This is a genomic window from Vicinamibacteria bacterium (assembly GCA_035620555.1).
Taxonomy (GTDB): Bacteria; Acidobacteriota; Vicinamibacteria; order Marinacidobacterales; family SMYC01; genus DASPGQ01.
Window position 1 is genome coordinate 1 of sequence record DASPGQ010000243.1, and the last position, 26,686, is coordinate 26,686.

Consider the following 26,686-nt stretch of genomic DNA (forward strand, 5'->3'; position numbering starts at 1 on the left):
AGAGGTTCTCGTCATCGTAGAGGATCCGGACCTCGGTCTCGAACGTCGCTGGCTCACCTTCTCGGGGATCGTTCTGAACGAACTCGCTCGCGATAGGTGCCTCGCCCCACTCCGCCTCGTCGAGCACGCCGTCGACGAAGATGACACCTGGGTCCACTCGGTTCGGGACGAGATGTCGCGTCGCCGCCATCAGTCTCGCCGAAGGGAGCGCGCATACTCCGAGAACAAGACTGGAAAGGAAGCCCGAGCGCATCGGGCCGCGATTCTAACGTACCGCCCGCGGCTCCTGCCAGAGTTGGCAATTGTCCGATCGAGCGCAAAGGGAACGGGTACCGGAGCTCTCCCGTATACCGGGATGACCCGGTCCACGCGGTGGGTCTTACATTCGTCTTCCGGCTTCGGGTGAACGTTTGGTTACACTGGTGCTATCTCAGAGAAACCTCACTGTGAGTGAAGCTTACAACCTACCTCTTAGTAGGTTGGTTCGATCGACGTAAATAATTGCTTGAAAAAGCCGATACCATTTGTGGCCAGAGCTACCCCGAGGTAGGCTGGAGGACGTGCACGACCGAAAGGCTCAGATTCTGCGGGTGGCGTCGGAGCTCCTCCTGACTCGGAGCTTCACCTCGTTCAGCTACCAGGATCTGTCCGATCGGCTGGGCATTCGAAAGGCGAGCATTCATCATCATTTCCCCACGAAAGACGATCTCCTGGTGGCGCTCACCGAGCGCTATCGTCTCGGGCAAAAGAAGCGACTCGACGAAATCGACGCCAACCAGCACACGCCTTGGGAAAAACTGGAAGCCTATCTGGATTCCATCACCGCCATAATGGAATCAGGCAACAAGATTTGTCCGCTGGGCTCGCTTCAGGCCGAATTGAACCTGCTTCCCGAGGCGGCGCGAGACGTTCTCCGCCAGTTGTACGAGACGCCTAAACGCTGGCTGGCTCGCGTGCTCGCCGAGGGAAGGTCGACCGGATCGATGGATTTCGAGGGCTCGCCCGAAGAGCGGGCCGTGGTGCTGCTCGCCGCACTACAGGGGGGCTTGCAGATCGCTCGCTCCCAGGGTCCTCGCGAGTTCACCACGATCATCAAGCAAATCAAACTGGGTCTGATGGCCCCTGTTGGAAAGTCGAGGTAGTTGACACGATGTGGAGATTCTTCGCGAGCCTGCCGCTTCTTGCCGCAGGCCAGGTCCTCGCAAGCGACGACGGGCCGCTGAGCCGCGTGAGTTACACCGAAGTACGCTCGCAAGCGGTCGCACGCGCCATCGATCTGCCGGGGACGGTCGAGGCTCCGAAATCGAGCCAAGTGGCCAGCGAAGTCGAGGGGGTCGTTGATGAGCTCTTCGTGCGAGAAGGTCAGCACGTCAAGAAGGACGCGCCCCTGGCCAAACTACGAAGCGCCGAGCTCGAGCTCGTGCTCGTGCGGGCGCGTGCCGACAAGCGTGAGGCCGAAGCGCGCCTGGCGCTCGCTGAACGCCAGCTCGAAAGAGCCCAGGAGCTCCACGACCAGGAGGTCCTCTCCCGGGAGCAGCTCGACGATGCCCGCTTCGAGCACGAGGCCTGGCGCGGTCGTGCCGACCGTCTGCAAGCCGAGATCCAACGTACCGAGCTCGACATCGAACGATCCACCATTCGGGCCCCTTTCTCGGGCGTCGTCACCCGTGAAGCCACCGAGGTGGGGGAGTGGATTGCGAAAGGTGCGACCGTGGTCGAGCTGATATCGCCCTATGTACTCGAGATTCGCATCGACGTTCCCGAGCGCCACTACGCGCAGATTCGATCGGGAGCAACGGCGGCGATCCGTTTCGAGACGCTTCCCGAGTTGGAGCTCGAAGGACGGGTCGTGAGCCTGGTGCCCAAGGCCAACGACGCGTCGCGAACGTTCCCGATGCGCATCCGGGTCGAGAACCCGGACGGAGTCATTGGCGTGGGCATGTTGGCCCAGGTCCAGCTCGAAGCCGGCAAGCATCGACCCGAGCAGCTCGTTCCGAAAGACGCGGTCATCTCCCGTGGCGGAGACCGTTTCGTCTACGTTCTCGGCGAAGATCAGACGGTGAGCCAGGTGCCGGTCTCGACCGGGATCGGCGTCGGGCAGTGGGTGGTCGTGGACGGTCAGCTCCCCGAGGGCGCGAAGGTCATCACCCGAGGTAACGAGCGCATCCGACCCGGCCAGAAGGTTGTTGCCGAGGCCCTCCGATACCCTGAGCCATGAAGGTAATCGACAGCGCCATCAAGTTTCCGACTTCGACCGCGGTCGGAGTGTTGCTGCTCGTGCTGTTCGGGACGCTCGCGCTCTTCCAGATTCCCGTGCAGCTGACGCCCGAGGTCCAGGATCCGAACATCACCGTCACGACCATTTGGCCCGGCGCCAGCCCTCAAGAGATCGAGCGCGAGATCGTGGACGAGCAGGAGGAACAGCTCAAGTCGCTGGAAGGGCTCCTGGAGATGGAGAGCACGAGCTCCGATAGCCAGGGGACCATCACGCTCACATTTCCCGTGGGAACGGACATCGATGCCGCTCTCCTGAGGGTCTCCAACCGATTGCAGCAAGTCCCGTCCTATCCGAGCGATGCAGAGAAGCCCATCATCACGAGCGTCGGCTTCGCCGAGAACGCCGTCGCCTGGTTCATGCTCGTCCCGACGGAAGAGAATGGCTACGACGGAGACATCTCGACCCTCTACGACTTCATGGACGAGACCGTCAAGCCTGCCCTCGAACGGGTTCCGGGCATCGGCCTCGCGAACATCTTTGGCGGCAGAGAGCGTGAGCTTCAGGTCATCGTCGACCCGGCGAAGCTCGCCGCGCGCCGCATTGGCTGGACGGAGCTCGGCAGCGCGCTCGAGCGCGAGAACCGCAATTACAGCGGGGGCGACTTCGACGAGGGAAAGAGACGTTACGTCGTCCGCACCATCGGTGAGTACGCCTCGCCTAGCGAGGTCGAGAACATCGTCGTGGCCGTTCGCGACGGAGTACCCGTATACGTCCGCGACGTGGCCCGGGCGGAAATTGGATTTCGCAAACCCGCGGCCAAGGTCTTTACTCGTGGCCAGCAAGTCATTGCCATCAACGCGATCCGCGAGACGGGCTCGAACGTGCTCGAGGTCATGGAGGGACTCAGAGACGCCGTCGACCGTCTGAACAACGATCTCCTTGGGGCTCGAGGGCTTCGGCTCGTTCAAGTGTACGACGAGACCGAGTACGTGGAGAGTGCCATCACGCTCGTGCAGCAGAGTCTGGTCGTGGGCGGCATCCTGGCGATCGTGGTTTTGCTGCTCTATCTGAGAAGCGGCTCGAGCACGCTCGTGATCGCGGTCGCCATTCCGATCAGCGTTATTGGCACCTTCCTCATGATGTACGCCTTTGGCCGCACGGTGAACGTGATCAGCCTGGCGGGAATGGCCTTCGCCGTGGGTATGGTGGTGGACAACTCCATCGTGGTGCTGGAGAACATCTACCGCCACCGACAAATGGGCAAACCGCTCTTCAGCGCGGCCTACGACGGCGCCCGGGAGGTGTGGGGCGCCGTTCTCGCGAGCACTTTGACGACCATCGCGGTGTTCGTTCCGGTGATCTTCATCCAGGAAGAGGTAGGGCAGCTCTTCGGTGACATCGCCCTCGCCATAAGCTGTGCCGTCGCTCTGAGCCTGGTCGTCTCGATCACGGTTATTCCCAGCCTTTCCGCGAGAATCCTGCGGACGGCGACGAGCAACCGCCGCGCGCCGGGGCGCTTCGGCCGGCTGCTCTCCAAGGCGGGCCGATTCGCCGATCTCGTGAGTGGCATGGTCGCCTGGATCAACGCGTCGATCCCGAGGCGACTCGCGATCGTCTCGGGGTTCCTCATCGTCGCCGTCGGCGGAAGCTTGCTCCTCATGCCGAAGACGGAATATCTCCCGGTGGGTAACAACAACTTTCTGTTCGGCATCATGCTGCCTCCCCCGGGCTACAACCTGGACGAGGTGTCGGCCCTCCGATCCTTGTACGAGCAGGACCTCAAGGCGCTGTGGGAGTCGGAGCCCGGCTCACCCGAAGCCCGCCAGCAGCCGGGCGGCGGAATCGGGGGTTTCTTCTTCGTCACACTCCACAACCAGGCGTTCATCGGCGTCAGAGCGCGGGATCCTCTGCGCACCCGCGAGCTCATCCCACTGATGATGAGCCTTAACCAGAAGCTTCCCGGGGCGATCGTCGTGGTGAATCAGAGAAGCATCTTCGAACGGGGCTTCGACGAGGGGCGGAACATCGACATCGATGTGACCGGCCCGGATCTCCAGAAGCTGATGGCGCTCGGAGGCAGTATCTTCATGAAGACGATGCAGGTGCTTCCCGGCGCTCAAGGGCGGCCGATCCCGGGGCTCGATCTCGATAACCCCGAGATTCGCGTCGTCACGCACCGCCGCCGTGCCGCGGAGCTCGGCCTCTCCAATCGAGAGCTCGGCTTCGCGGTAAGCGCCCTCGTGGACGGCGCCAAGGCCAGCGACTACCAGCTCGACGGGCGGGAGATCGATCTCAAGGTCGTTGGCGAAGGCCATGGCGAGCGCCGCACCCATCGGCTCGCGGAGCTACCCATCGCCACACCCGCGGGCGAGCTCGTGACTCTCGGCTCGGTCGCCGAGGTCGAAGAAGTCAACGGTCCGGTCCAGATCAACCACCGGGAGCGCGAGCGCGCGGTTACGCTTCGAATCACGCCGGCGGAAACGATGCCGCTCGAGCAAGCCATGGAGATTCTGGACGCGGAGGTCTTCGAGCCCTTGCGCCGGGACGGTGAGCTCGGGGGGCTCTACCGGGTGAGGCTGAGTGGTACCGCGGACAAGCTTTCACAGGCCGCCACCACCTTGAAGTGGGACTTCCTCCTGGCGATCGTGATTACGTACCTGTTGATGTCGGCTCTGTTCGAGAGCTTTCTCTACCCGCTGGTCATCATGGTCAGCGTGCCGCTCGCGGCCTTCGGCGGCATCCTGGGGTTAGCCGCGGTGAACCTCTTCACTCTGCAGGCGCTCGACGTCCTCACGATGCTTGGCTTCATCATCCTGGTGGGAACGGTCGTCAACAATGCGATCCTCATCGTCCACCAGTCGTTGAACCATATGCGGGAGGAGAGCATGTCTCCCGAGGATGCGATCCGCGAGGCGGTGCGAAACCGCATCCGGCCGATCTTCATGAGCGTGAGCACCTCGGTCTTCGGCATGTTGCCCCTCGTGCTCTTCCCCGGTGCGGGATCCGAGCTCTATCGTGGTCTCGGAAGCGTGGTGGTCGGAGGGCTCGTGGTCTCCACGTTGTTCACTTTGATTCTGGTCCCGGCCCTGTTCAGCCTGGCGCTCGACGCCCGCTCCTTTCTCGCGTCTCGTTTCTCAGGATGGCTCCGCCCCGCGGAGAGCCGCTGATCATCTGGGACCCGTCGGCACGATTCCGCCGCACGCTCGAAGACTTGCAGACTCGGCAGCGGCGAGGATCATGAACCCACCGGCCAGCGCGCCGATACCTCTTTCGGGTCCTATGCGGGATCTTGCGAGTACAATTGGACTTTGTCTAATTTTAGATCTATTATAGCCACATGACCCATGACGACGCTCCCCTGTTGCGCGATCACGGCATCAAGCCGTCTGCCCAGCGGGTCGCGGTCGCCAGCTACGTCCTTCACACACACGATCACCCCTCGGCCGAAGAGGTCTTCGCACGAGTCCGCAAACGCTTTCCGATGGTATCCCGGGGCACGATCTACAACACGCTCAACCTCTTCGTCGAGAAAGGTTTGCTCCGGGGCTTCTCGATGACCGGGGGACACGCGGTTTTCGATGCCAACGTCACGAGCCACCATCACTTCATCGATGAGAGGACCGGAAGGATCTACGACGTGCCGTGGAACGAGATCCGCGTATCCGACGTTTCGAAGCTTGGAGACTTCGAGGTTTCCGAGTATCAGGTCGTGCTACGAGGGCGAAAGCGAAATGGGAGGAAAAGGAGAAAGACAGAATGACCGTGAAGCACAGGACCAAGAACGATCTCAACGAGGCCACCCGCGAGAAGATCATTGGCCTCCTCAATCAGAATCTTGCCGACGCGATTCACCTCGCCCTTCAGGCGAAGCAAGCCCACTGGAACGTCAAGGGACCTTCGTTCATCTCCCTTCACGAGCTTTTTGACAAGCTCTATGACGAGGCGTCGGAGTGGGTGGACCTCATGGCCGAGCGGGCGGTAGCCCTCGGCGGTATTGCCGACGGAACGTTGAAGGGCGTGTCCGGACGAACTCGCCTCGGAAGCTACGGCCTGGATCTGGTTCAAGGCAAAGAGCACCTCGAAGAGCTCTCTGGCTCGGTCGCGGCCTTTGGTCAGGCAGTCCGGAAAGCCATCGACGCCGCCGACGAGGCGGGCGACGCGGATACCGCGGACCTCTTCACCGAGGTTTCCCGGGGCGCGGACAAGATGCTCTGGTTCCTCGAGGCGCATCTGCAGGCCGACCGCTGAAGGAAGAGAATCTACCGAACGTAGCCGAGGGCCTTCAACTGGTCCCGAAGCTCGTCGGTGAGCGGTATCGTATCCGGCGTCAAAGAGCCCCGCGCGGTCAGATCGATCATGTGCTCCCGGAGATACTGCTTCAAAAGCTCGACAGAAATCTGGTCGTGAGAGCTCCCCCTCTCGTCGAGCTCGCGCGGGTCGGCGACGAGATCGTAAATGGCAATGGCGTTGCCCGAAAAATTCCACAGAAGCTTCTGCCGCGGCGTCCGCACACCATGCAAATCGGGACTTCCGATGACCGCCGAGGCGAATACCGGTTGCGGTGGAACGTCGCCCTCGTTCCCCAAGAGCGGTGAAATGTCGCGACCAGCCGCGGCAGGAAACTCGTCGATTCGGGCGAGGCTCAAGAGCGACGGCATGAGATCGATCAGGCTTACCAGGGAATCGACGCGCCGTCCGGCGTCCTCCGACAGAGGCTTCCGAATTAGAAGCGGGACGTGGAGCTGATGATCGAATAGATTCTCGCCATGATTCCAGCCTCCATGCTCCATCAGCTCTTCTCCGTGATCGGAGGTGAACACGACGTAGGTACGATCGAGAATGCCCCGGTTCCGCAGGTCATCGAGAAACGGACCGACCTTCCGGTCGAAACCAATCACGCCGGCTCCGTACTTGGCGTGCCAGGATCTCAGTCGGAAACGTTCCTCGTCATCGGCCCAATCCGTGTCCCTCAAATAGGCCGGGATGTGAGCATATTCTTCCGTGGTCAGCCGAGCGTCGATGCCCGGGTCGACGAGATCGCGAATGGTCTCGAAGTCTCTTCGGGACGGGTCGTAGGGCCCGTGAACGTCCATGAAGTGCAGGTAGAGAAAAAACGGAGCTGAAGTGTCTCCTCGTTCGTCGATCCATTGCCTCGCTGCCTTCAAGATCGTGGTTGTTTTTACCCGCCGTTCGAAGACATCGAAACCTTGCGAAAACCCGTACCGGGGGGAGACGAAAGGGTTGCTTACGAAGGCTGCGGTATCGTAGCCGGCCTCCTGGAGAAGCTCGGCAAGGGTCTCGGCTTCCTGGGGCAGAGCTTCCAGCTGCCCGGCGTCGCCATCCCATTCCCGCAATCCCATCTCCTTCACGGTATGGACCTCGGGATAGAGTGACGTGAAGAGCGTCGCGACCGAGGGTTTGGTCCATGGAGCGTTGGCGAAGCAGTTCTCGAAAACGACCGACTCCAGCGCCAACCGATCGATCGCTGGAGAAATGGGTCCGGGGAAGCCGTAGGCGCCGGTGAAATCAGCACGCAGAGTATCCACGAGAAGAACGACGAAGGACGGACGCTCCGATTCGGCCAAGGGCTGTATCGCTCTTGGCTTGATGACGGGGTTTCCCCAGGCGGTGAGAATCCGATCCGCCCAGGGAGCTCGGGGAGTCGACACCATCGGCCGGGCCCTGAGAGTGAGTCGAACGGGCTTGCCCCCCCAGGCGCCGAGATCGACCCGCGCGGGGTGGAACCGGTTGTGGTCCATCTCTCGCACCTCGCGGCGGAAGATCGAAATCGTTTCTTGACCGATTTCCAGGTCGGCCTCGAAGTCAACGCGGGCTCTGGGAATGCGTCGCTCGGTCAGCAAACCCACGGACATCTCGAGCTCGGCATGATCGGGGAGGACGACGTCGAAGGTGATCTCGGACGGAAACGGCGGCGTGATCGACGGAAGGGTTTGCCCTCCGAGCTCGATCTCCCCGGTCCATTCGGAGTGGTCACGAAAGGCGGCAAAGACCGCTCCCGGCGACGTCTTGCCTGCGCCCGCCACGAGCTCCGTAAGGTCGATCGGACGTTCGCATCCCATCACCGCAAGCGAGCTCGCCAACGCGACGACCCTTTTCAAGAAGGGTAGGCAGGTGCCCTTCCTCATCGATCCGTCATTATCGCGTGGGGCAGGCGCGACCTCAATGTCTCGGATCCTCCCGCGGTAAAGTTCCGGAAACCCGGGGCGAGCAATCTTCGTAATCGTTAGTATGCGTGACTTTCTCCTCGATATGCGGTACGGCCTCCGAATGCTGACGAAAACCCCGGTCGTGGCCGCGGTGGCTGCAGCCTCCCTCGCCCTGGGAATCTCGGCCAATACCACGACGTTCGCGGTGGCCAATGGCTTTCTCTTCGCCCCGTTCCCGTTTCCGGACCAGGACGAGCTGGTCCTGATCTCTGAAATCCACGCGAAGAGCACGGACGATGAATGGGTCTCTCCCGGGAACTTTCTCGACTATCGGGCACGGGCCACCGTCTTCGATCGCCTGGTCGCCTACGACGTGCTGCCAGCGAATCTGACCGGCGGAGACGAGCCGGAGAGGGTGCGCCTGGTGAAGATGAGCCCCGAGACGTTCCGCGTCCTCGATCGAAGCCCTCTGCTCGGCCGAGACTTCGACGAGAAGGAGGGAGTCGCCGGCGCGGGAAATGTCGCCGTTCTCTCCTATCCATTCTGGCAACGCTACTTCGCCGCCTCTCGTTCGATTCTCGGCGAGGTGGTCACCATCGACGGTAAGGGCTTCGAGGTCGTCGGAGTGATGCCTCAGGACTTCGATTTCCTTCCCGCAAATGTGGACCTCTTCGTTCCCACGAGCTGGGAGGACCGGAGCTCGGATCGCGAGCGTGCGCTCCTGGTCTTGGGCCGCCTGAAGGAGGGTCGCACGCCCGAGGAAGCGGAAGCCGAGATTACCGCGATCTCGAGCCAGCTCGCGGGGGAGCTTCCGGAGCAAAACGAAGGCTATCGCGCCATCACCATGCCCCTCCGCGACTACTTCCCTGGCCGGACGGACACGCTCCTCATGTACATCCTGCTCACCGTGTCGGGATTCGTTCTTCTGATCGCCTGCGCCAATATCGCGAATCTTCTCCTCGCGCGCGCCGAGGCCCGACAGAGGGAAGTGGCGGTTCGCAGCGCGCTCGGAGCCGGGCGGTCGCGTATCCTGCGGCAGCTCCTGACCGAGAGCTCGATTCTCGCCCTCCTGGGAGGGGCCCTGGGTGCGTTTCTCTCGGTTTACAGCGTGCGATGGGTGAGGCAGTCCATGCCCGCCGAGCTTCCACTTTCGTTTCTTCCGGAAATGGACCGAACGGTGCTCCTCTATACGCTCGCGACGTCGATGATCGCGGGAATGATCTTCGGGATCGCGCCCGCCCTTCACACTTTCGCCGACGATCTCCGCGAAGCCCTGGGGGAGTCGAGCCGCGGCGGGACCGCTACCCGCAAACGGAATCGGCTCCGGAACGCCTTCGTCGTCGCCGAGATCGGGGCCGCTCTCGCGCTTCTCATCGGTTCCGGAGCTCTCATGAACATCTTCCGCGAGTACATCATGCCCGACCCCGGATTCGAGGTGAATCGCCTTCTGACCGCGCAGCTCACCCTCTCGGAGGATCGGCATCCCGACGACGCCGACGTCCGGCGCTTCTACCACGAGGTCTCCGTCCGGCTTTCGGAGATTCCCGGTGTCACCGGGGTCGCGGTGATGAACGAGCTTCCGCGAAGCCGAGCCTCGGGTGCGACGGAATTCACCATCGAAGGACGCGCGCCGCTGCGGCACAACGAGGAACCGGTCAGCGGCTTCCAGGCGGTTAACGCGACCTACTTCACCACCCTTGGGGTGTCGATCCGCGCGGGTCGCGGAGTGACCCTGGCGGATCGAGAGGACTCGGAGCCGGTCGCGGTGGTCAACGAGAGCTTCGTCGAGAAGTTCTTTCCCGATGAGGATCCGCTGGGAAAGCGGCTGGTCGTGAAGGGCACACCGCGCCGCATCGTCGGCGTCTCGGAGACCATCTATCAGGCGAGGATGCCCGATGAAGGCGGAAAGCTCGGACCGGTGATCTATCTTCCGATGGAGCAACAGCCGGTTCGGACGAAGAGCTTCGCCCTCCGGGTGCAAGGGGACCCCTCCGCTCTCGCGCCCGACCTGCGCTCGGCGATCTGGGCCGTCGATCCCGAGCAGCCGGTGAGCAAGGTCCAGACCCTGGCGGAGCACATCGAAACCGAGCTCTCCGGTCCCAGGATCATTGCCGTCGTTCTCACCATCTTCGCCTCGACCGCGTTGTTACTCTCGGCGATAGGTATCTACGGGGTCATGGCCCATGGCGTCGCCCAGAAGACGCGGGAGATCGGAATCCGCATGGCGCTGGGCGCCGCGGGAAGAGACGTCGTAGGGCTCGTCACCCGGCAGGGAATGCGACTCGCCCTCTTCGGCCTCCTCCTGGGAACGCCCTTCGCCTTCGCCCTTACCCGGCTCGTGGGCTCGACGTTCGTGAGCACGACCGGCGTCACACTCCAGATGGTGCTGACCGTCGTCACCGTCCTCGCGGCCGTGGCGTTTGCCGCGACCTACCTTCCCGCGCGGAAAGCCTCCCGCATCCAGCCGGTCAGAGCGCTTACGACCGAGTAGCCGCAAAGCGCGAGGAGAAGCCCGTCGCGATTCGACTCGGCTACCGCGTCGGGCGCAAGACGACGATGGTGTCGATGGGATTCCGATCGTCTGGAGGTAGCTGCAAGACTATGTCAGGCTGACGCGTGAAACCGATCGCGCGGCCGGATCCAAAGAGGCGAGCGTCCTTCAGTGCGAGGTCCGCGGTTCCGGGAAGGACCAGGCGCTCGGGGGCATCCGCGGAAAGAACGTGAACGTAGACGACGCCGTCTCTCGACGTCGCCACTCCCCAGGACTGAGGGCGCATCGGACCGCCCCGAGTACCGTAGATCGTCTCGCCGAAGGTACGAGTCCAGACGCCGATCTCGCGAAGCCGATCCACCGCCTCGGAAGGAATCGTCCCCTCGGGTGTCGGCCCGACGTTCAAAAGCAGGTTCGCGTCGTGACCCGCGGCGCGGACGAGATAGTGAACGAGATCCTTCGTGCTCTTGAAATCCCGGTCCGAGGCATTGAATCCCCAGGAGCCGTTGGTGGTGTCGCAGGTTTCGAGGGGCAGGGTACCCACCTCCGTCGTGTTGTAGCCGAAGGTGTTGGCGCCCGGAAGGTCGCGCTCGAACATCTGGAACCCCTCGCCCTCAAATGGGGCCACGTGGTGGTTGTTCCCGATGAGTGCTCCAGGCTGAAGCCGATGGATGAGGTCGTAGGTCTCCTCGAGCTTCCAGTCGACGTGAGTCGAACGGTCGTTCTTGTCGGCCTCGTTTACGTGCTGATCCCACCAGCCGTCGAACCAGAACCCTCCGAGCTCACCGTAGTCTCCCCCCGCGAGCTCGGCCACCTGGGCATTCATGTACTCGAGATAGGCGTCGAAGCTTCCCGACTCCGGCCGCCCGGCATGGCGCCCCGTCTTTCCTCGAGGGTAGTAGTCGAAGTGATGCCAGTCGAGGTGCGAGTGATAGAGGAAGAGCTTCAAACCGGCTTTCCGGCATTCCTCGGCGAGCGTCTTCAAGACGTCCTTTCCGTAAGGCGTCCGCTCCACGATGTCGTAGTCGCTGACCTTCGAGTCCCACATCGCGAAGCCGTCGTGGTGCTTGGACGTGATGGTGATGTAGCGCATTCCCGCATCCTTCGCGATGCGTACCCATTCGGCCGGGTCGTAGTCCACCGGGTCGAATCGCGAGGGAAGCTTTTCGTATTCTTCGACCGTCATCCGGTCGTTCTCCATCACCCACTCCCCTTTTCCCAGAAGGCTGTAGACGCCCCAGTGGATGAACATTCCGAAGCGCGCCTCGCGGAACCACTCCTGGGCTTCGGTCTGTGGATCCTGGGCCACGGCGGCGGAAGCGTAGAGGGCCATCGCGGCGAAAGCAGCTCTGAGTCCCATTTTTCTTGGCGTCACGTGCTGCGAATCCCTAAGCAACGAGTCCTGTTGTCTCCCGGCGACACGGCAAACCTCCGGGGACCTGGTTTCGCGAGTACTGGGACGCAATGAGATGGCGCAATTGGGTCACTCCAAAGCAACCGTACGATACAGGATTCGGGGTGGACCATGGGATCGGGATCGGCGCGGTGAGGATTGCGTCTCGCATTCGCGATACTTTCGATTCCCGAGCGAGCCCCGCCGCTCCGAGCGGCGAATCGAGCCCGCCAAAGGGGATGTTGTGCTTGACCCAGGCAGTGTGCGGGAGTATGGTGCCCACCACATCTTAAGGATCTCTCCTCAGAAGCTGGTACTCCACTCAGTGAAGAAGGAGGCGTCCGATGACGGCTCGCACGCGGCGGCGGAAGGGGCGCACGGCCCGCAGACCCGGGCATCTGGTGGTGGCTCTGCTCGTGGTGATGCAGCAGACGGCGTTCCCGGCGGTGATCACGGTGGACGGTGGCTGCACCTTAGTGGATGCGATCGACGCCGCCAATACCGATATGGCCGTGGGCGGATGCACCGCGGGCTCGGGGGCGGACGAGATTCACCTGAGCGGCGACGTGACCCTTACGGAAGTGAACAACACCCTCGATGGACTGGGCAACGGGTTACCCAGCGTCTCGACGGACATCACCATCAAGGGAAACAGCTTCACCGTAATGCGCGATGGGGGTGCAATGGTGCCGGAGTTCCGGATCTTCCACGTGGGACCAACCGGTACTCTGACCCTCGACAACACGACTGTCAGCAACGGTGCGCTACACGACGCTGCGGGCATCTTGAACTATGGCGGGAGCCTGACGCTGAACAACTCCACGGTGACGGGCAACACGGCGACGGATTCCGGAGGGGGCGTCTTCAACAATGGCGGTATCGCGGGCTTAACGAACAGCACAGTGTCGGACAACACCGCGTCTTTCGGCGGTGGCGTAGTCAACGTCAATGGCACGTTGACCCTGACCAACACCACGGTGTCGGGCAACACGGTGGGCGTTGCCGGCGGGGGCATCGCCAACGCCGCCATCTTGACCCTGACGAGCAGCACGGTGTCGGGCAACACGGCCACCACCCGGGGTGGGGGCATTCTCAACGGCTACTTTGGATACTACGGGGCTGGTCTGTACGTGTACGACAGCCTTGTGTCGGACAACACGGCCACCTATGCCGGCGGAGGCATCTACAATATTGCCAGCAACCTTACCGTGACCCGAACTACAGTGTCGGAAAACGCGGCCCTCTATGCCGGCGGGGGCATCGGGACCTACGGCGGTACCGTGGTCGTCACCGACAGCACGATCTCGGGCAACAGCGTCACACCCAACCCGATCGACGTCGCGCTCGGGGGCGGTCTGTCCGCCCGCGGTTCGGCGGGCACCGCCACCCTGACCAACACCACGGTGTCAGGCAACACGGCCGTCGACCCCTTGGACTACAGCCTCCGAGGCTTTGGCGGGGGCATCTTCAACGGAATCTCCATGACCCTGACCAACACCACGGTGTCAGGCAACACGGCGAGCCCAAGTTCGGCGGGTCCCGATGGTGGGGGCATCTTCAATGGCTACTCAGCGCCCCTGAGCCTCATCAACAGCCTGTTCGCCAACACGATGGGCGGGAACTGCGGCGGCGACCCCGTCACTGACGGAGGGAACAACTTCGCGACGGACATGACCTGCGGCACGATCCCGGACACGCTCACCGGCTTGGACCCGGTGCTCAAGGACAATGGCGGTCCCACGATGACCCACGAGATTTTGGCGGGCAGCAATGCCATCGATGCCGCGGGGCCATGCGGCCTGCCCGAGGATCAGCGCGGCGCCGGCCGAGTGGGAGATTGCGACAGTGGCGCCTTCGAGTTCATCGGCTGTAGCCCTCTGGTCCTGGCCAATGACGTGATCACCTCTCCGGTGACCTGGTATACGTGCCACACCGCACAGTTGGGTCCCGACTTTTCGGTGGAGATGCCTGGAAGTTTCACGTTGTTCGCTGGGGCAATGGTCGGTCTCGACAACGGCGTCCATTTCGGGCTGGATGCTCCCGTGACACTCGGCATCGACCCCAACCTGCAGATCTTGAGTCCCGAATCTCTGACGCTTCAGGGCCGCTCGAGCCCTTAGGAGGCAGGTTTCCTCGACGCTGGCCCGCGCTCCAAAGCGCGGTCAGAGGGCGCAAGCGCTCCGGCGGACCCTCAACGCGCAATGCGCTTCGCCCCTCGCGGGCGCCCAATCTTGAATACGTAGGAAGCCAGGAACACCAGCAGGGCGGCGATGGGATGGGACCGATCGAGACCGAGCGTGCGCACGGCGTCCGCGTAGGTGCTCATGCCGGGCAGCATGCCGATGTTCGCCGGCGAGGCCGCAAGGAAGAGCGTGCTGAGCGACACGTACCACCACATCGTAAGCCTTCGCCAGAATACGCAGCAGGCCGCCAGGGGAATGGCGAGGTACTGGTCGGCGTTGGCGCTCGCGAACACGACCATGGCAACGAGATATACGAGGAGCTGCGCCGTGTAGCTCTCGAATCGGACAGCCAACCCGGCCAGCAACATCGCCAGCAGAAACACGAGCTTGAATCCGGAGAAGACCGGCACCCAGGAAAAGAGCGCTTCGATCGTCTTCACCGGAATCACGGTGTCGACCAGCCGGGGGAAGAACCCGTCGAGATGGAACGAGTCGTACAGGAAGACGTGCTCGATGACGCCCTCGAGACCGCGCTCGTCCCGAATGAACGGAAGAAAGCTCGCGCCAAAGATCAGGAGCGGGGTCAGGGTTGCGAGCCGTCTCGGCCGTGACGATTGGGGGCGAATGAAGAACCAGAAGGGCAAGAAAATGAGAACGTGCTTCACCGCGAGAGACAGCCCGAGCAACGACAGGGCAAGAGCCGTTCTCGCGATGGACGCATCTCGGTCGCGGTCGAGAAGGATGCAGGCGGCAAGCGCGAAAAGAACCGCGAGATTGTCGAATTGCGAATGGAAACCGCTGACCAGCAAAGAGACCGGGTTGAGGAGAAACAGAGCTCCGACGACCATCGAAAAGCGACGGACCAGCAAGAAAGCGATGCCGACGTCCACGAGCGAGAGCCACAGCGCAATCAGACGGTGGAAATCTTCTAGTGAGTGGCTTTTGAGCAACAGAACTTGAAGGGTGCTGGTGACCGCGCAGACGTAGCCCCAAACGGGCCCGTAGGGGTTTCGGTAGGTCTCCGCGTACACGTTCTTCCCGTCCTGGATGAGCTGAGCGAACAGGGCCCAGGATTCCAGATCGAAGTTGTGACCGAGACCCGCCAGGTAGACTTTGGCGAGGACCGAGAGTACCGCGAGAAGCGCGAAGACGACCGCTCTCGGCGCGCTCACAGCGACTCCCGGCTATGGCGTCTTCAGGTGTGGCGCACTCCGCAACGCCGCGAAACGCGGCTAGTAAGCGCCGCCGGTTTCGATCTCAAGGCACGTGCCCGTGAGTGGGATCGTGCTTGTGCGTCTCATAGTGTTGCCGGAGAAGATCCTTGCCGTAATCGTTGCCGTTGGGCGTGCGGACCACGGAGTGAACGTGCCGTCGGGTTGGCACGTCTCTTTGACCGTCGAGGGCGATGGGCCCCTGATGGTCGAACTCGACGAGGATCACGGGACTGTGAACTCGATAGTAGAAGACCGCGTCCGGACCGGCGTCTCCAATCCAGGCGAAGTAGGTCTCGTCGAGATGGGTCCTCACTTCTTCCATCCGGATCTTCGCGTGCCCGTCGCGCAGGTTGCCGACGTACTCCTCGATCACGCCGAGAAGCAGCGTCTGCTGAGCCTGAGTGAGCTTGCTCGCCGGGATCCCGGCGTAGTCGAGAACCAGGTTGTCGTTGTACGCCTGGGCGAGAGCGTTTCCTCGCGTCTTCTCGATATCGAGGATGGCGAGAGCCCGTTGCGCGGGGTCGAGTGACTGCACGAGCTCGAGCCCCTTGTTCTGTTCGTCTTGAAGAACCGACGTGCCCGCGTACTTTCCCGACAGAGCCTCCACCGGCTCCGAGCCCATGAACGTAGGTGTCATGACCACCTGATCGCCGAGGATCGCGTAATTGATCACGAGATGATGGCCGTCGAGCTGCCAACCCCAGGGCTCGGTCATCGAGGGCTCGCCCATCACGGTGATGAAGTAGAGACCTTCACCGTACTCCTCGTGGTTCGACACAAGCTCCGCAAGGTGCTCGTTCAGTCGCATGACGTTGCGGGTCTTCTCCAGTCCCTTGGCGCTCAAGCTCGCGCGCAGCAACCCGTAAGCGGACTCCCGTTGAGGCGCGTCCATCTCGCCGAAGGGAACTCCCTCACGCGGCGCTCGGTGCACGTTGTCCCACTTCCGCCATTCGATATCGTCGACGGGAAACCGCGTCTTCTCTCGCTGCTCCCGAGTGAGAGATGAGAGAAACGTTTCTGCAGCGGTTTTTACCGGCTCGGTCGAAACGCCCGTCGCGCGGATGGGGAACAGTCCCGGGCGAATCGTGCCGCTGGTCGTGACTCCCTTGAAGGGCTCCGCGAGCGCCTTCTGGCGCAGCGCCGAGAGGCCCTGGCCGAGGGCGTAAACGGCGATTCCCGTACCGAGGAGTGAAAGCGCGGCTTTCTTGATCATCATCGCCTCCGTCGCCGGGATCGTAACAGTTTGTCGGTAAAGCTGCAGGACCCGTCGTTATCCGCCCGGAGTGCCTTGGTGGGAACGACCCGAAGAGCGCGGCGGCCGGCACGCACCGGCCAGATTACCCCGCCCATCCGGCTCGACGCATCGCACGCGTCCGGCCGAGATTGGTGCAATCAGCCCCGAACGGCCGACCCGGGGAATCGCGACGCCGTCAATCGACCTTGAACGCGATCTTGCAGGTCGCGTGGTACTCGGAAACGGCGCCGTTTTTGATTTTGGCAGTCTGCGAGACGAGCTCGAGCCCGGTGATGTTCCGAACGCTCTTCTTCGCCTCCTTGAGAGCTTCTTCCGCAGCGTCTTCCCAGGACTTTTCCGACGTACCTAGCACCTCGATGATCTTGATGGCCGCCATAGTCTCCTCCCTGAGCGGTTTTCGTTCGGGCCCAACGTTGTCCGCTCGCACCGACAAAGTCAAGTCTCAGAAGAGAACCTCGGACTCCGCTCGTTTGGACAAGAGCTCGTCGACTCGCTCGAGGACGCGCTTTCGTCTCTCGAGAAGAGCCTCGAGCTCTTCTCGTGTCAGATACTCTCCGAGAGCCGATCGAAAGTCGTCCGCTCCCAGAATCCGAAGTGCATCGATGACCCTTTTCGGGAAGCGAACGAGCGGGCGCATCGGCACGACGAATCGCTGAAAAGCGCGCGAGTGATCGATCAAGCGGACCTCGAATCCTTCGGTGATCAGGAGATTGTCGGGTGTCCGATCGATGTTGTACGCAAGGTAGTCGAACACCCAGATGGTGGCGACCTCGTCTTCCCACTCGTCGAGGCGGAATCCCTCGGGGGATGTTTCGAACGCGGGCAGCACACCGTCCACCCAGTCGATGACCGCTCCCTGGTGATCGTCAATCGATCTCACGACCGTTACCGGAACCATCCCGACCCCGAGCAGCTTGTCCAGCTCGTACGCCGCGACCTCGAATTTCCAGGAATCTCTCAGGCCATGCTGCTGCTCACGTCCCACGGTGACGAGTTGATTTGGGATCTCGATGTCGCGAGTCTTGAAGGCGGCGCGTCGACGGACTCCGTTTCTCTCGAGCTCCAGCATCTCGGGAAGCGTGATGCCCGTCTCGATCACCTGTTGCCCGACGATCGCCGCCTCGAGCAGAAAGATTTCGCGCTCTGAAATCTGCGTCGCGGTGAGGATGGCAATCAAGGCGCACAGGGTCATCGCATCTCCTCCATCCACGCGGGCTCTCGCGTGATCATCAGGTGGCGCATCTCGAGATACCTTTCGAGAAAGGGAGCCTCCGCCCTCGTGGCGACGAGAGTCTTCAGCGTGTCGATGAAGCTCGAGCGAATGTCCTCCTTGAAGGGGTCGCCGAGCCGCTCCTCGACGTAACGCCCGAGAATGTTGACGGCTTCCCGGTACTTCGCCCACGCGCCGTCGCCCTCTCCGAGCCCCGCGAGCAAACGGCTCTGGTCCGAGAGCGTGCGGATCTGACCGGGCAGGTCGCCCGTTTCGCGGCGCAGCAGGAGCACATCGTCGAGGAACAGGACTCCCCTCTCCGCGCTCGGCGCCATCTCGCCGAGAAGGTGGAGAGAATCGATCGCGATCTCGACGTAGCCGTTCTCCCGGGCGCTTTCGAGAGCGCGGCCGAGGTACTCCGCACCCTCCGCGGGCCGGAGAAGTTTTAGGGAAAACGCCCCCAGCAGTGCGAGTGCCGCGGCCTCACCCCTTCGGTCGCCGAGCCGGCGAGAGAGCTTGAGCGCGCGGACCGCGTCCAGTTCTCCCTCGTTCAACAGGGTCAAATCCGTCGTGTTGAACCGCACGTTCGCCAGAACGAAAGCGACGTCCCTATCGAGCCCGAGGTCGTTCGTCTGACGGGCCACCTCGCGAAGGCGCAAAAGCTCGCCGAGAGTCTCGGACCGGTCGCGCGCGTCCAGATGAGATTGAACCACGGCCATTGCGAGCTTGAGTCGAGCTTCAATTCGCGGGCTTCCCCGCTCGAGAAGAGCGAGAGCTTGCTCCTGCTGAGCTCTTGCGGCATCGAAGCGACCCCGAACCGCGGTGAGAGCAGCGATGTCCGCGAGCACTACCGATTCGGTCGCGATGTCGCCCTCGTTTCGACCCATGCGTCGTGCGACCTGGAGGATCTCGAGCGCGCGCGGGTAGTCGTAGCGTGTGGCCTCGCCAACGGCAAGCGTCACGAGAGCGCACAGCTCGGCCCGAGAATCGCTCGATTCTCTCGCAACCTTGACCGCTTGCTCCGCGTAGGAAAGCGCCGTCTCGACGGGCCGTCCGGTCGAGAGCATCGACGCGGCGAGCCGCTCCCACGTCAGGCCCTCATCGTGCCGAAGGCCCGTCTGCTTGTAGAGCGCCTGGGCATCGGCCAGCAGTGTCAAGCCCGTCTCTTCGTACCCCCGTAACAAGGCTCCCGCCGCTTCTCGCCGGAGCACGTGCGCAAGCTCGGAAGGCCCGAGCGCACGTCGCTCTTCGTCCGACGGTCCAAACACCGGCGGCACGGCGTCAGGCGCTCGCTCGTCGAACCATCTCTCGGCCTCGTCCGTCGCGTCCGAGAGACTCGCGCGCAGCATGGGAGCCTGCAAGCGATCGCGCTCGGTCAACGGAAGACGACAGCGGACGCTCTTCTCCTGAATGACGCGGTCACCGACGATATCGACCAGCGTCCATTCGACGTTCGCCGAACTGCCCGATGTCGGCGGCGCATCGACCTCTATCTCGGCGGGATCGAGACCATAGTTGCTAGGACGAGCTTCCTCGCCGACCGTAATATCGGCGCGGGTCGAGACGAGTCGTAGCCGGAGGAGCAGGTCGGCGTCCTCGAGCCGATCGGCCATCTCGACGCGTTTTCCGCTCACCATCTTGGCAACGGTGTCGGTGAAGACCTCGGTCTCGTTCGGGGAAAATCGAACCCCATCGACCCAGATCGAGGCCTTGCCGGGTTGCGCGATCGCGGTGACCGCCCAGATCATGGGGATCCACCACGGAGTCGGCATCGGTCACCTCCTCACTCTTTCTCGACCAGCTTCGCGATCGCCGCCTCGACCTCGGGGCGACCGGGCTCGACGCGCTCTGCGTCCCGAAAGCTCGCGAGCGCTTGCTCCTCGTTCCCCAGCAGCAGATGGGCGCGGCCCATCAGAAACAGACTCTCGAAACTCTCGCCGTCGCGGAGGCGTCGTGCCGCCGTCAGGACCCGCTGAGCCCGCCGGGCGTCACCCTTCTCGAGATACGCCCAGGCGAGCGTCTCCTTGAAGGCGGCATTTTTTGGCGCTGCCGAGGCCGCGCGCGCGGCCGCATCGAACGCCTGATCGACGTCGTAGCCGAACCGCAGGCTTTCCCGGGCAAACCGATTCCAATAGTAGGGCCCGGGAACCTTGCCGAGCTCCTCGAGGTAGGCGATGCGGAGGTCCTTCGCCCTGGCCGCTTCGCCCGCTTTCTCGAAGCAATCCGCGGCGTCGCGTCGCCAGATGTAAGGAATGCGCACGTCCGATTCCAGAACGCCGACGGTCTCGTGCAGCGCCAACCCTTCGGCAAGACGCCCCTCACGGCATCGGACGACGCCGAGCCAATGACCGAGAGCGGCGTCGTCGGGCGACGCGGCGGCGACCGCTTCCAGGTAGAGCGCACCCTCCTCCCCTTCGAGGGTCCTTGACAAGGGGACCGATCCCTTATCGTACACGGCCGAGAAGCGATCTCCCTCGATCACCAGGGCTGCCACGCGGCCGCCGAAATAGACGTCGAGCATGCCGGCATCGATGAGAACCGCGCGACCGTCGAAGCGCGGCTCGATGAGCCCGTACGTCACGGTGTGACCCATGATCATCGCTCGGGCGCCTAGGGATTGGAGCACGACCTCGAGCTCGGCTTCGCGGGCGGGAAGCTCCTCGGCAAGGAGGTCATCGCTCGAATAGAAACGCGTGAGGAGCGGGCCGTCGTCCTCGTTGGCGAAGCTCGTCGGCCAGCTTGTCTCATTCATTGCTTCTCGTACGAGGCGGTTGAGCTCTCCAAGACCGAGCTCCGCACTAGGGGACATAATCCCTCCGTGGACGAAGACGTAGTCTCCGATCTTCACCGCCGCGTTGTTCTTCCGGATCCATCTCCCGTAGACTCCCTCTGGGCCATAGGCCTCGCGAAGGGCGAGCTCTCCCGGATGAGCGTCGAGTCCGGACTCTTTGCGAAGCTCCTCGTCTCGGTCAGTCGCGAAGGCTTCTAGCTCTCCCTCGGAAACGTAGGGGAGGTGTCCCACGGCGTTCCAGAGCTCGTGGTTTCCGATGAGGGCGTGGACTCTCCCACCAGCCGCCTGCGCTTGACCTTCGAGGGACATCAAGAGGTCCATGACTTTGCGTGATTCCGCCCCCCGGTCGAGCACATCGCCCGTCTGCACCAGATGGGAGGCACCGCCGATCCATTGGTGCCCGTCATCGACGAGTCCCGTTCTCGTAAGCGCCCTGACGAAGTTGTCGTAAGCCCCATGGACATCACCCACGGCAACGATGCGTGCCGGAGCTTCGAACTCGAAAGGAACTTCCTGCGCCCGACCGAGCGCGGGACCGACGAAGGCAAGGAACGCCGGGACCACGAGGAGGAAGGATCCTCGTTTCCACATGACTCAGCTCCGTGCGGGAAAACGAAGGGGCCAACGCGGGGACGGTGCTGGGCCCGTCCCGTTTCGGGCACCTCGACCTGCGCCTCCAGGAGCAGGCACCCTTCTGGTACACCAATCCACACCCACACTCCACCCCGGAGTAACCCGGACGGAGCGGCGGCATCCGGGCCCCGGGAACGTTATTTCACGACCCATACGGGCGCCTCGCAGAAGCGCGCGACGCGCTCGGCGACGCTTCCTATCAGCAGGTGCTTCAAGCCTGAGAGACCGCGCGAGCCCATCACGACGATCTCGTCCGCGTGCTTCTCCCGCTCGTGAAGAATCTGTCCGGCGATGTTCCCGTCCGCCACCGTGACCTCTCCGGGCGTTTCGCCGAGCATGCCGCGTAGCGCATCCTGAAGCTTTCCCCGAAGCTCGGGCTCGGCCTCGAGAGGACTCGTCAAGCCGCCGGGCGCGAAGGGGGTGTGGAGGAGCTCGACCACGTGCAGCAGGTGGAGCCTCCCGCCGAAATCGGTCGCGAGCTCGCGAGCCACGCCCAGGGCGCGCTGCGAATGCTCGCTGAAATCCACGGGAACGAGAACCCGCAACGAACCGCTTTCCCCCGCTATCGCCGTGCTGTCGCGAAGCATCAGCACCTGGCAGGAGAGATGCCGCAGCACCTTCTCCGCGACGCTTCCCATCAGAAGCTTCTCGATCCCCTCCCTTCCATGACTGCCCATACAGACGAGATCGGGCTTCCAATCCTCTGCCAACCGCGCGATCGCATTGTAGGGCTCGCGTGCGCCCTCCAGGGTAGAATCCGCCGCCAAGCCGCTCTCCCGGACTCTCTTCACGAGTCGCCCGAGATGCTCCTCCGCCTCACGTCGCGGATCCTCGAAATACTGACTCAAAATCCGATCGAGCGCTTCCGCCCGTTGCTTTCCGTCGATGTCGGGCGGTGGCAGCTCGGGAACGCGGTAAACCGGTCGATGCAGCAGGTGAATCTCGGCCTGGTATCGGCGCCCGAGCACCATCGCCTGCTCGAGGGCGCGCTCGGCCGCTCCGGAAAAGTCCGTCGGAACAAGGATGCGGCGCAGGTGCATGGTTTCTCTCCTCTGAACAAGGCAAGGCTACACCATCCGGGCGTTCGGTGCGGCACTCTAGTATTCAATGCCGTGGCGGGACCCGCGATTGATCGGGCCGCCACGGCTCGGACTGCCTACGGCGCGGCAATTATTCGCACTGCGTGCTCACATCTCATGCCCACGAAGCAGCCCGATGGCGGACGATTGCGCCGGGCTCCCGCCTGCGCCCTCCGGGCTTCGGCGCGGTTTCGACGAAGCCTTGGCGAAGTCGAACGCTCCGCTCGCGCAGGGTGGGCTGAGTTTTTCATCACCCTGCTTGGGGCGACGAAGTAAGATGCGTGGAGTCGGACTGCTGGAGGAGGACGATGCCGCATCTGAGTGCCTGGCTTTTTTTCTTGGGAGTCTTCCTGGTCTCTTCGCTCGCTCTTCCATCGAGCACTCAAGACGTCTCCTTACCCGAAGGAATCCAACGGGTCGCCTCGGTCGAAGGGATCACCGAGTACCGGCTCGACAACGGACTGCGCCTGCTGCTCTTTCCCGACCCATCCAAACTGACGATTACCGTGAACATCACCTATCTCGTGGGTTCCAAGCACGAAGGCTATGGCGAGACGGGGATGGCGCACCTGCTCGAGCACCTGGTCTTCAAAGGGACCCCCGCGCATCCGGACATTCCCCAGGAGCTGACGGAACACGGGGCGCGGCCGAACGGGACGACATGGTACGACCGGACGAACTACTTCGAGACGTTCCCCGCCAACGACGAGAACCTCGAATGGGCCCTCGATCTCGAGGCCGACCGAATGGTGAACAGCTTCATCGCCCGGAGGGACTTGGACTCGGAAATGACGGTTGTCCGCAACGAGTTCGAGATGGGAGAAAACTACCCCCAGAACGTCCTCATGCAAAGGATGCTCTCGACGGCCTATCTCTGGCACAGCTACGGAAAATCCACCATTGGGTCCCGAGCCGATATCGAGAACGTTCCCATCGAGAACCTCCAGGCCTTCTACCGTACGTGGTACCAGCCCGACAATAGCGTCCTGATCGTGGCGGGAAACTTCGACGAGTCTGCGGCGCTCGAGCTCGTGCGACGAAAGTTGGGTACCATTCCCCGTCCGGTTCGCACGCTCCCTTCGAGCTACACTGTGGAGCCTCCGCAGGACGGCGAACGCTCCGTGACCCTTCGGCGTGTGGGCGATGTTCAAGTTGTCGGCGCGGCTTTCCACGTCCCCGCCGGATCGCATCCCGACTTCGCCGCCATCGATCTTCTGTCGTTCGTTCTCGGCGACACCCCTTCGGGAAGACTCTATAAGGCGCTGGTGGAAACTCAGAAAGCCTCCCGGGCCTCATCTTTCGCATTCCAGCTCGCCGACCCCGGCATCCTCTTCGCTCTTGCCGAGGTCAGGAAAGACGGTTCGCTCGCCGAGGCCAGAGACATTCTTCTGCGCGAAATCGACCGTGTGATCGAAGAGCCACCGACGCAAGAAGAGATCGATCGAGCGCGAGCGAGCCGGCTGAAGGACTGGGACACCACGATGCGAGCCTCGGAGCGAGCGGCCATCCTGCTGTCCAACTGGGCAGCCATGGGCGATTGGCGCTTGATGTTCCTCCATCGCGATCGTCTGGAGAAAGTCACGCCGGAGGACGTTCACCGCGTCGCCGTCGCTTATCTCGCGAGCATCAATCGCACCGTAGGACTCTATATCCCGACGACGGAACCCCTGCGCGCTGAGGTCCCGGCAGCTCCCAACATCGACGCCCTGGTCGAAGATTATAAAGGCAGGGAGACGCTGGCGATGGGCGAGGCATTCGATCCCTCCCCCGAGGCGGTCGAATCGCGCACCGCACGCAGCGAGATCGAGCCTGGCTTGCGCATCGCGCTATTACCCAAGAAGACGCGGGGGAGTGTCATCCAGATCGCGCTCGACCTGCGCTTCGGCAATGCGGACGACTTGCGGGGCCGGGCAAGCGCCGGCGAGCTGACAGCGCCGATGTTGCTGCGCGGAACCGAGTCAAAGAGCCGCCAGGAAATCCAGGACGAGCTCGATCGCCTCCGAGCCAATCTTCGCCTTTTCGGTGAAGCGAGCCGGGCGGGTGTCCGGCTGGAAGTCCCTCGCGAGAACCTCCTCCCCGCGCTCGATCTCGTCGCCGAGATTCTTCGCCATCCGTCTTTTCCCTCCTCCGAGCTCGAGGTCTTGAGACAAGAGACCCTTGCCCGGCTGGAAGATTCGAGAAGCGATCCGTTGCAGATCGCCATGACGGCTTTTCGTCGTCATTCGATGGATTGGCCGAAAGAGGACCCTCGTTACGTGCCCACGCTCGAAGAGCGCATCGAACGCACCAAGTCCGTCACGCTGGACGAGATACGTGAGTTCCACACCCGGTTCTACGGCCTGTCGCACGCCGAGCTCGCCGCCGTCGGGGACTTCGACGCAACCGAATTGGAGTCGGCGTTACGTGATCTCTTCGGAGGTTGGACGAGCGGATCCACCTACGCGCGTCTCGAATCGCCCTACCGGGACAAACCTCCCCTGATCGAGGAGCTCGAGGCCCCGGATAAGGAAAGTGCGGTGTTCCTCGCGGGGTTGCCGATGGAAATTCGTGATGAGGATCCCGATTATCCGGCGCTCGTCCTGGGCAACTTCATGACCGGCGGCGGCTTCCTCAACTCCCGTGTCGCCACCCGGCTTCGGCAGAAGGAAGGCCTGAGCTACGGGGCCGGGTGCACTTTCGACGCGAGCGCATGGGAGAAGAGCGGCCGATTCTTCTGCTATGCAATCTACGCTCCCCAGCACGCCGAACGGCTGGAGTCGTCGTTCAAGGAGGAGATAGCCCGGATTCTCGATGATGGGTTCAGCGCCGAGGAGATCGCAGCTGCCAAACAAGGCTGGCTCGAGCAGCGGCGGCTTTCCCGAGCTCAAGAGCGAGAGCTCGCCGCTTCACTCAACGCGCTCGGCTACGAAGGTCGCACGCTGGAATGGGCGAGTCGATTGGAGGCCGAGGTTCGAGCGCTGAGCGCTTCGGACATCCTCGAAGCGATGCAACGCCACTTGAAGCTAGACAAGATGTCGTTCGTAAAGGCCGGCGACTTCGCGCGCGTTGGCACCCATCCGGAGAAGTGAACGGGCTTGCCCATCCTCAGGGCTTGATCTGCCGGCGCGGACGATGGGGGGACGGTTTCTTGGCGTGCGATCTTCGGTACTCGTCGAGCTCGTCGTCGCTGACCTGAAGGAGCGACTGCTCCATTTCGCCTCCCTGGGCGATGAGCTCGCGCTCGAGCTTCAGAAAACAGATCTCGGGCGCATCCTGATACCGGACTCGGTTCGCGAGGAAAGCCCGATTCGCAATGGACACGGTGAACTCGCGGGATGCGCCATCGGGCTGTCGTACCCGTAGCCGGTACGTGCGGCAGCGTTCGTCGACCGTGAAGCCGAGATATTCGGATCTGGGTGTGGTTGCCATGTGTCTCTCTCCTCGGCGAGTCGTGGAGGGACACCTCCCCGCGCGGCTCACGTTCTCGGCTCGAATCAGTCTCGAGCGCTCTTCATCGGCCCTCGGTCTCGCCCGCGAGAGCCTTCCATATTAGTTGGGGAACCTGTTAGAATCCCCGCTTGCGCGCGCGCACGTTGCGGCGACTGCCTTTGGGTTTATTCGCGCGCTTGCCGTATGGGCGGTCTGGGGAGCCACCGTCGGCAAAGCCAGTCGAGCGAGGCGGTCGCTCTTCGGCTTCACTGACGCGGAGGTTCCGTCCTCCCAGTTCGTATCCGTCGAAGCGGTTGATTGCCTCCTCGGCTTCTGCTTGCTCGGTGAACTTGACGAAGGCAAATCCCCTGGGCCGTCCTGTGTTTCGGTCGGTAGGCATGAAGACCTCGATGATCGAGCCTACCTGAGAAAAAAGGCTCTCGAGGTCGTTCTGGGTCGTGTCGAAGCTCATGTTTCCAACGAAGAGTTTAGTATTGATAAAGCCCTCCTTTTGCTTAACATTATACGCCAATAGGCCTTCATGTGCCGACAGAAAAGCCCGGTAGAAGCCCTCGAGACGGTACGGTGCGGCTCGCCCGAGCGAAGCTGCCGGGTACCCATCGAGCAAACTCACGCGGGTTTCC

Annotated in this window: 20 protein-coding genes; 8 read left to right on the top strand and 12 right to left on the bottom strand. The window is 62.7% G+C overall.

The window, feature by feature from the left end:
* A partial coding sequence (locus VEK15_10235; protein HXV61061.1) for a hypothetical protein occupies positions 1-253 on the bottom strand: 253 nt, incomplete at its 3' end.
* Between the two features lie 307 nt (positions 254-560).
* Here VEK15_10235 and VEK15_10240 point away from each other — a divergent pair.
* The 5 genes from VEK15_10240 (at position 561) to dps (ending at position 6,466) form a co-directional block, all read left to right on the top strand.
* Positions 561-1,142, top strand: a complete 582-nt coding sequence (locus VEK15_10240) for a TetR/AcrR family transcriptional regulator (GenBank protein ID HXV61062.1) — start codon at positions 561-563, stop codon at positions 1,140-1,142.
* Positions 1,143-1,150: 8 nt separating this feature from the next.
* On the top strand, positions 1,151-2,218 hold the full coding sequence (locus tag VEK15_10245) for an efflux RND transporter periplasmic adaptor subunit (GenBank protein HXV61063.1): 1,068 nt from the start codon (positions 1,151-1,153) through the stop codon (positions 2,216-2,218).
* Entirely contained in the window at positions 2,215-5,385 is a 3,171-nt protein-coding gene (locus tag VEK15_10250) for an efflux RND transporter permease subunit (protein ID HXV61064.1), read from the top strand. Before VEK15_10245 ends, VEK15_10250 begins: the two co-directional genes overlap by 4 nt.
* A 170-nt stretch (positions 5,386-5,555) precedes the next feature.
* A complete protein-coding gene (locus VEK15_10255; GenBank protein HXV61065.1) occupies positions 5,556-5,978 on the top strand; it encodes a transcriptional repressor in 423 nt (140 codons plus the stop codon).
* A complete protein-coding gene (gene dps / locus VEK15_10260) occupies positions 5,975-6,466 on the top strand; it encodes a DNA starvation/stationary phase protection protein Dps (protein HXV61066.1) in 492 nt (163 codons plus the stop codon). Before VEK15_10255 ends, dps begins: the two co-directional genes overlap by 4 nt.
* 11 nt (positions 6,467-6,477) lie before the next feature.
* Here dps and VEK15_10265 read toward each other — a convergent pair whose 3' ends face one another.
* The gene (locus VEK15_10265; protein HXV61067.1) at positions 6,478-8,364 is read right to left on the bottom strand and encodes a sulfatase; all 1,887 of its coding nucleotides are present in this window, start codon (positions 8,362-8,364) and stop codon (positions 6,478-6,480) included.
* Positions 8,365-8,467: 103 nt separating this feature from the next.
* Here VEK15_10265 and VEK15_10270 point away from each other — a divergent pair, with 103 nt between their 5' ends.
* Positions 8,468-10,876: an ABC transporter permease gene (locus VEK15_10270; GenBank protein ID HXV61068.1), complete on the top strand. Its 2,409-nt coding sequence runs from the start codon at positions 8,468-8,470 to the stop codon at positions 10,874-10,876.
* Between the two features lie 40 nt (positions 10,877-10,916).
* Here the strand turns inward: VEK15_10270 and VEK15_10275 are convergent, their stop codons facing one another.
* Entirely contained in the window at positions 10,917-12,236 is a 1,320-nt protein-coding gene (locus tag VEK15_10275; GenBank protein ID HXV61069.1) for an alpha-L-fucosidase, read from the bottom strand.
* A 377-nt stretch (positions 12,237-12,613) separates the two neighbouring features.
* Here VEK15_10275 and VEK15_10280 point away from each other — a divergent pair, with 377 nt between their 5' ends.
* Complete coding sequence (locus VEK15_10280) at positions 12,614-14,389, top strand: choice-of-anchor Q domain-containing protein (GenBank protein ID HXV61070.1); 1,776 nt, start codon at positions 12,614-12,616, stop codon at positions 14,387-14,389.
* A gap of 71 nt (positions 14,390-14,460) precedes the next feature.
* Here VEK15_10280 and VEK15_10285 read toward each other — a convergent pair whose 3' ends face one another.
* The 7 genes from VEK15_10285 to VEK15_10315 form a co-directional block, all read right to left on the bottom strand.
* Positions 14,461-15,624 carry a hypothetical protein gene (locus tag VEK15_10285; GenBank protein ID HXV61071.1) on the bottom strand — a complete coding sequence of 388 codons (1,164 nt, stop codon included), beginning with the start codon at positions 15,622-15,624 and terminating at the stop codon, positions 14,461-14,463.
* 85 nt (positions 15,625-15,709) lie between these two features.
* Positions 15,710-16,882, bottom strand: coding sequence for a DUF3500 domain-containing protein (locus tag VEK15_10290; GenBank protein HXV61072.1), 1,173 nt, complete (start codon positions 16,880-16,882; stop codon positions 15,710-15,712).
* A gap of 214 nt (positions 16,883-17,096) precedes the next feature.
* Complete coding sequence (locus VEK15_10295; protein ID HXV61073.1) at positions 17,097-17,297, bottom strand: dodecin family protein; 201 nt, start codon at positions 17,295-17,297, stop codon at positions 17,097-17,099.
* Positions 17,298-17,363: 66 nt separating this feature from the next.
* On the bottom strand, positions 17,364-18,113 hold the full coding sequence (locus tag VEK15_10300; GenBank protein ID HXV61074.1) for a hypothetical protein: 750 nt from the start codon (positions 18,111-18,113) through the stop codon (positions 17,364-17,366).
* Positions 18,110-19,903, bottom strand: coding sequence for a hypothetical protein (locus tag VEK15_10305; GenBank protein ID HXV61075.1), 1,794 nt, complete (start codon positions 19,901-19,903; stop codon positions 18,110-18,112). The genes VEK15_10300 and VEK15_10305 overlap by 4 nt, the downstream gene beginning before the upstream one ends.
* 11 nt (positions 19,904-19,914) lie before the next feature.
* Positions 19,915-21,513 (bottom strand): metallophosphoesterase, encoded by a 1,599-nt coding sequence (locus VEK15_10310; protein ID HXV61076.1) that lies wholly within the window; start codon positions 21,511-21,513, stop codon positions 19,915-19,917.
* A 179-nt stretch (positions 21,514-21,692) separates the two neighbouring features.
* Positions 21,693-22,595, bottom strand: a complete 903-nt coding sequence (locus VEK15_10315; protein ID HXV61077.1) for a universal stress protein — start codon at positions 22,593-22,595, stop codon at positions 21,693-21,695.
* Between the two features lie 347 nt (positions 22,596-22,942).
* Here VEK15_10315 and VEK15_10320 point away from each other — a divergent pair, with 347 nt between their 5' ends.
* Positions 22,943-25,702: a pitrilysin family protein gene (locus VEK15_10320; protein HXV61078.1), complete on the top strand. Its 2,760-nt coding sequence runs from the start codon at positions 22,943-22,945 to the stop codon at positions 25,700-25,702.
* Positions 25,703-25,718: 16 nt separating this feature from the next.
* Here VEK15_10320 and VEK15_10325 read toward each other — a convergent pair whose 3' ends face one another.
* Both VEK15_10325 and VEK15_10330 read right to left on the bottom strand, forming a co-directional pair.
* Positions 25,719-26,042, bottom strand: a complete 324-nt coding sequence (locus VEK15_10325; protein ID HXV61079.1) for a hypothetical protein — start codon at positions 26,040-26,042, stop codon at positions 25,719-25,721.
* 136 nt (positions 26,043-26,178) lie between these two features.
* On the bottom strand, positions 26,179-26,676 hold the full coding sequence (locus VEK15_10330) for an RNA-binding protein (protein ID HXV61080.1): 498 nt from the start codon (positions 26,674-26,676) through the stop codon (positions 26,179-26,181).
* Positions 26,677-26,686: the final 10 nt, after the last annotated feature.

Coding starts and splice junctions, on each gene's coding strand:
- VEK15_10245 (HXV61063.1), top strand. CDS start 1,151: ATGTGGAGATTCTTCGCGAGCCTGCCGCTTCTTGCCGCAGGCCAGGTC.
- VEK15_10250 (HXV61064.1), top strand. CDS start 2,215: ATGAAGGTAATCGACAGCGCCATCAAGTTTCCGACTTCGACCGCGGTC.
- VEK15_10255 (HXV61065.1), top strand. CDS start 5,556: ATGACCCATGACGACGCTCCCCTGTTGCGCGATCACGGCATCAAGCCG.
- dps (HXV61066.1), top strand. CDS start 5,975: ATGACCGTGAAGCACAGGACCAAGAACGATCTCAACGAGGCCACCCGC.
- VEK15_10265 (HXV61067.1), bottom strand. CDS start 8,364: ATGAGGAAGGGCACCTGCCTACCCTTCTTGAAAAGGGTCGTCGCGTTG.
- VEK15_10270 (HXV61068.1), top strand. CDS start 8,468: ATGCGTGACTTTCTCCTCGATATGCGGTACGGCCTCCGAATGCTGACG.
- VEK15_10275 (HXV61069.1), bottom strand. CDS start 12,236: ATGGGACTCAGAGCTGCTTTCGCCGCGATGGCCCTCTACGCTTCCGCC.
- VEK15_10280 (HXV61070.1), top strand. CDS start 12,614: ATGACGGCTCGCACGCGGCGGCGGAAGGGGCGCACGGCCCGCAGACCC.
- VEK15_10290 (HXV61072.1), bottom strand. CDS start 16,882: ATGATGATCAAGAAAGCCGCGCTTTCACTCCTCGGTACGGGAATCGCC.
- VEK15_10295 (HXV61073.1), bottom strand. CDS start 17,297: ATGGCGGCCATCAAGATCATCGAGGTGCTAGGTACGTCGGAAAAGTCC.
- VEK15_10300 (HXV61074.1), bottom strand. CDS start 18,113: ATGACCCTGTGCGCCTTGATTGCCATCCTCACCGCGACGCAGATTTCA.
- VEK15_10305 (HXV61075.1), bottom strand. CDS start 19,903: ATGCCGACTCCGTGGTGGATCCCCATGATCTGGGCGGTCACCGCGATC.
- VEK15_10310 (HXV61076.1), bottom strand. CDS start 21,513: ATGTGGAAACGAGGATCCTTCCTCCTCGTGGTCCCGGCGTTCCTTGCC.
- VEK15_10315 (HXV61077.1), bottom strand. CDS start 22,595: ATGCACCTGCGCCGCATCCTTGTTCCGACGGACTTTTCCGGAGCGGCC.
- VEK15_10320 (HXV61078.1), top strand. CDS start 22,943: ATGCCGCATCTGAGTGCCTGGCTTTTTTTCTTGGGAGTCTTCCTGGTC.
- VEK15_10325 (HXV61079.1), bottom strand. CDS start 26,042: ATGGCAACCACACCCAGATCCGAATATCTCGGCTTCACGGTCGACGAA.